The organism is Ferruginibacter sp. (genome assembly GCF_031430955.1).
Lineage (GTDB): Bacteria > Bacteroidota > Bacteroidia > Chitinophagales > Chitinophagaceae > Ferruginibacter.
The window spans coordinates 1-5,182 of record NZ_JANPCM010000389.1 but is presented as its reverse complement, the minus strand read 5'-3'; the positions used below and the strand labels follow the sequence as shown (position 1 = coordinate 5,182).

Annotated in this window: 2 protein-coding genes; both read right to left on the bottom strand. The window is 37.9% G+C overall.

The genetic code is table 11. The annotated features are described in order from the left end of the window. On the bottom strand, window positions 1–2,667 hold a 2,667-nt coding region (locus ACY65O_RS11040; RefSeq protein ID WP_462220916.1), incomplete at its 3' end, for a SusC/RagA family TonB-linked outer membrane protein. Window positions 2,668–3,109: 442 nt separating this feature from the next. After that, window positions 3,110–5,182 (bottom strand): PKD domain-containing protein (locus tag ACY65O_RS11035; RefSeq protein ID WP_462220915.1); only part of this gene is annotated, 2,073 nt, incomplete at its 5' end.

The following is a 5,182-nucleotide window of genomic DNA, read 5'->3' as shown; positions in this document are numbered from 1 at the left end:
GTAATTGAATTTGTTATTAAAGCCCCATACCCAATCAGGGTTTGCATTACCGGCATATTGTGCCACTGGTAATATTACAGGCCGGCCGCCACCATCATTAATAATTTGCCCATCTGGTGTACGGGCAAATTTTCTGATGTACACTTCATCTACACGGCTGCCCGCTTTAAAAAACGTACCAATAGTGGTAACACCCGGTGGTAATTCTTTATATACTTCTTTAAATGTACTCCAGTTTAAAAGTACATCCCAGCTAAAACCGTTGGTTGATTTTACAGGTGTACCCGAAACAGAAATTTCCAATCCGGTCTTTTTTGTTTTGGTAGCATTGATGGTGTAATTAGAATAACCGGATGCTGCAGAAATTTGTTTATTAAAAATCTGAGGGCCGTCTGTGTAACTAAAATAAGCCACATCGAGGCCAAACCTGTTTTTTAAAAATTTCATATCCAAACCAACTTCTGTACTGGTCCTGTTATCTGGTTTTACATTTTCATCTACCAGGTTACTGGTAAACTTTGCTTCGGTGGTATTATTATAACCAACACCGGTATTGTAAACATTATTAAAAGCATAAGTTGGCCCGCCATAGGCAGAAGAGTATTCTGCACCATAGCCCAGCGGATAACTGTTATTAGGAGTAGCACCAATAGTACTTGATACAAAAGAACCCCCACCCCTAACCTGTGCATAAGAACCTCTTAACTTTAAAAAAGAAATTACCGAAGGGATTTTTACATAATCAGAAACAACGGTACTTAAATTTACAGAAGGATAAAAGAATGTATTATTGCTGGAATTTAGTGCTGATAATTTATCAACCCTGCCTGTTGTGTTGATATTAGCATATTTGCTTAAAGCAAAATCAATTGAATAAAAAGCACTGGGCACCCTCATATCCGATGCAAAGCTGTATGCTTTTACGGGATTGCGGCTGTTAGAAAATGCATATACATTGGGTACATTTAAATAATCGGTGGTAATAAAACTTGAAGCATAATTAAATGTACGCATGTTGGCACCGGCAAAACCATTGATGCCTAAAAAATTGGCAATCTTTGGCAGTTTAAAACGCAGCATTACTTCGGTATTGTTCTCAAATAAAGAACGTTTGTCTTCCCTGTAATCCCCCAATCCTCCCTCACGGCCATAAGGGTGTGCAGAGAAGGGCATTTTTTCTGTTCTGGTTAAATCGTAAGTAGTGATGGAACTCCTGCCCGATAATTCTAAATAATTATTAAACCTGTAGTTTAAAGTTACATACCCGTAGATATCGTTTTTATGATGGCCACGTAACCATTCCTTGCTCATAAAATAAGGATTGTGGTAACGCTGGTATTCGGCATATAAACTTTGTACCCCCTCTTTGCCCGGCTGCCAGTAATTCTTCATATCATCAATATTCCAGTCTGCAGCCCCCCAAATAGTAATGTTGTAAATAACGCTGTTAGGGCCGTAGTTTACATCAGGTATATTTTCAGTGTATTGTTTATTAAAATTAATATTGGCATCAAGCGTTAGCTTTTTACTGAATTTTAATGTAGAGGCTAAATTAAAATTGGTGCTGTTTAAATTAGTGTTGGGCACTAAACCTCTTTGGTAAGTCTGCCCTGCGGAAAAACGCAAATCGTATTTTTCGCCACTGGCTGAAACTGATAAATTATTGGTAGATAAAATGCCTGCCTGAATAAATCTTTTTAAATTATCTTTTCCTCTTGCCGTCCATGGTGTTTTAGCACGTATGCCGGTAACAGGGTCAACAGGGCTGTCGTATTGTTCAATCAACTGCCCATCAAAACGTGGACCCCAAATATCATAATCATTATCATTAACACCGGCTCCTTTACCATCTACAAATTTGTATTGTCCGTGATCGCCGGGGCCATAAAGGTCTTGTGTTTTTGGTAAGGCAATAAAACCTTTATTAACCATGGTGCTGGTATTAAATTCTACGGAGTAACCACGTTTATCTTTAGTACCTTTTTTTGTGTTGATGATGATGGCGCCATTTTGCCCACGGTAACCGTATAATGCAGATGCAACTGGACCTTTAAGCACTGTGTAACTTTCAATATCATCGGGACTAATATTCCAGGTATCAGAGTTGATGGGGATACCATCCACAACATAAAGATTAATATTGCCACCACGTAATAAAACCTGTGGGTTACCTAATAACTCTGCCGATGTACCAACGGTTAAGCCAGCTACTTTACCAACTAATGAATTTATTGGGTTTGGCTCCCTGGCTTTAATTAAATCTGCGCCCTTTACTTCCTGCGATGAGTAGCCGATAATTTTTTTATCTTTCTTTACGCCTAATGCAGTTACCACCACATCCTGCAATTGTACGGTGATTTGCGCAAGCTTTATTTCTAAAAAATTATCTGTTGCAGTAATTACCTGCTCTTCATATCCACTAAAACTAAAACTAATTTTAGCGCCTTTAATTACTCCGAATTTAAAATTACCATCTTTGTCGGTTGTTGTACCAAAGGTTGAATTTTTTACAGTAATACTAACCCCTTCAATAGGTTTGTTTGTAACAGCATCTGTTACGTTTCCATTTATCTGTACGTTTTGCTGTGCCTGTATAATGGCAGGAATATTAACAACTGTAATAAACAGTATTAATAACCTTATCAGTTTGTGCTTTGTTGGTGTCATAAACATTAATTTAAGTTTTGAGCTCCAAAAGTATTTGCACAGTGTTACCAAATTATTTCCCAGGCATTAAGGAAAAAAAAAGAAAATGTTAAGAAATGGAAACATAGGAATGATACAAATTAGGTAATCATTAATAAAAATTGATTTAGTAAAAGATAATTTTTTTTAAAAGATTTATAAATAAAAACAGGGCTTAAAAAAAGCCCTGCAACGCAACAGGAGAAAGATTGCTGTATGCTGATACCAAAACTAACTACAGTACTTTAAGGGTATAAATTAAACTTGCAGATATTAATTTAATTTGCAAAGATGTTTATAAGGCTATAATAAAACAACAGTGTTGTATTAACAAATAATCATTATAATGTTAACTGAAAAAAGAAGGAGTAAAATTTAAAAGTATAAGGCTGCTTATTGCAGGAGTTAAAAAATAATTACCGCATTATCTTATCAGCACCACGTAACCTTTCTTTTTTAATTTTCTGTTGCGGTAGTCTGTTGCTTCGGCATACCAAACATAAGTTGCAGCATCCTGGCCTTTGCCGCCAAAAGTTCCGTCCCAGCCTTTTTCTGCATCGGTACCGCTGTACAGCAGTTGGCCCCAGCGGTTATATACCCTGAATAAATCTAAAGATGTTATGCCTAAAATAATAGGCCGGAAAATATCATTTTTCCCATCCCCATTGGGTGTAAAAGCAGTGGGTACATATATTCCTGCATCAAGTTTATATAAATGCACCCTTATGCTGTCGTAATCAAAACAGCCAAAATTGTTACTCACTTTTACAATGTATTCAATATCGTTTTGGGGTAAACTAACAGGGTTGTGTATGGTTGTACTGCTTAGCCATTGTGCAGGGCTCCATAAATAATTAGTACTGCCGGTAGCATTTAATAATAAAGGCTGGTCTAAAACTACTGAAGTATCTCTTGGCCCTGCATCGGCAGTAATTTTTGCAACGTTTACAAAAACTGTATCTCTTGCAGGTTTAGGGCAACCTAAAGTATCGGTTACACTAACTATGTATCTGATGTTAGCCGTAGGATTTATTGAAACAGGATTTGGTATTAGCCGGTTATTTAAAAATGCTGTAGGCGACCAAGAATAGGAGCTGCCGCCACTTGCATTTAACTGTGCCGAAAAACCAAAACAAATGGTTTGGTCTAATCCTGCATTTGCATTGGGATAAGGCACAGTTTTTATTCTAATGTCATTCTCAGCTGTACACTTACCTATACTGCCCACTACATGATACACCGTGCTGGTAACAGGTGTGGCAACGGGGGTTTTTATTTTGGGATTACTTAAACTATTACCAGCAGGTATTTCTGTCCATTGATAATTTAATGCATCACTGGTTAGCCTTAACAGCACACCATCAGTTGTACAAATGGTGGTATCGTTAGGGGCAAACTGGTTAACCTTATTTACCACGCTAACTTTTACCGAATCGCTGCCCACACAACCGAATGGATCGGTAAGGGTTACACGATAGGTAGTGGTAACATCTGGGCTAACCAACGGGTTGAAAATATTTACATTATTGATATTGTAATTGGGGCTCCATATAAAATTACCCGTTCCCACAGCGTTTAACTGCAGGGTGTCAATAATGCAAATAAGGGTGTCGTTTCCGGCATTAATGGCCGGTTTATCTGTAATGGTAATTGGCCGGTTTAAGGTATCTATGCAGCCCTTATCGCTCGCTACAATAAACTCCACATTGTAGCTGGCTGCTGCTGCATAAGTATGGGTGGGATTTTTTATGGTAGATGTATTGGTGGTAGATGTTGGGTCGCCAAAATTCCACCGCCAGAAATTTATGCTGCCATAATTAGCGGATGACTTATCTAAAAATTGGATGGCGGTGTTTTTGCAACTGCCTAACACATCAAAATCAGGGAAGAAGCCGGGGTAAACTTTTACGGTTAACTGAGTAGAGTCTCCACATGGGGAATTTCTGTTTAAATATAACTTAACAGTGTAATCACCAGCAGCAGCATAGGTATGAGATGGTGATGAAAGAATAGAGGTATTATTAGGTGAAGACGGTTCTCCAAAATCCCAAAAATAAGAAGGCTCGGGGTTGTTAGGAAAATCATTCTGAAAGTTAACAGTAAACCCATCACATGTGGTTGGTTTGGGATTAAGTACTGCTGAAGTGATTTGACAATCTCCAACCCTTATCTGCAGGTCTTTAAAATGCTCACCAATTTTAACTCCATTTCTAAACTCACTAACCAAAACAGTTATTGCAAAAATACCAGTTACCCCTAACCCAAGGTTAGGAGCAATACCGCTAATGAGACCAGTATTTGGATTAATTACTACAAGATTACCTAAAGGAAAACTTGGTGTATATCCATTAATATATGAAGTTGGGTTGTATGGTGGCGCAGCAGAAGGATCAGGGGAAGTACAGGTAAGGCACGTTGAAGGATTCGTTGTGTTTCCACCACCTGAAAAAGCATTATAAAAGGAATATTTCAAAGTATCATTATCAGCATCTGTAGC